The organism is Pelomonas lactea, from assembly GCF_043555885.1.
Lineage (GTDB): Bacteria > Pseudomonadota > Gammaproteobacteria > Burkholderiales > Burkholderiaceae_C > Pelomonas > Pelomonas lactea.
The window spans coordinates 1-507 of sequence record NZ_JBIGHX010000022.1; the positions used below are offsets into that span (position 1 = coordinate 1).

Genomic DNA, 507 nt, shown 5'->3' on the forward strand with positions numbered 1-507 from the left:
AGCTGGGCATCGACACCTCCGAAGTGCTGGAAGCCGCGGGCACGAAGTGGAACTTCCTGAAGTTCAAGCCGGGTCTCGTCGGCGGCCACTGCATCGGCGTGGACCCGTACTACCTGACCCACAAGGCTGACATGCTGGGCTACCACCCGCAGGTCATCCTGGCCGGCCGGCGCATCAACGACGGCATGGGCAAGTTCATCGCCGAGCAGACCATCAAGCAGATGATCGCCAGCGGCAGCTACATCAAGGGCGCGCGCGTCAACGTGCTGGGCCTGACCTTCAAGGAAAACTGCGGCGATCTGCGCAACTCCAAGGTCATTGACATCATCAACGAGCTCAAGACCTACGGCGTCGAGGTCTTCGTGACCGACGCGCAGGCTGAGGCCGAAGAGGCCATGCACGAGTACGGCGTGCGGCTGATGCCCTTCGACGACCTGCCGCGGGCGGATGCCATCGTGGCGGCGGTGTCGCACAAGGAGTACGCCGCGCTGAGCGTCGAGGACATCG

General features: G+C 63.9%; 1 protein-coding gene. It reads left to right on the forward strand.

Annotation, left to right across the window (positions count from 1 at the left end; translation table 11 throughout):
• Positions 1 to 507, forward strand: a 507-nt coding sequence (locus ACG04Q_RS25720) for a nucleotide sugar dehydrogenase (RefSeq protein ID WP_394514700.1), incomplete at both ends; no start/stop codon positions are given.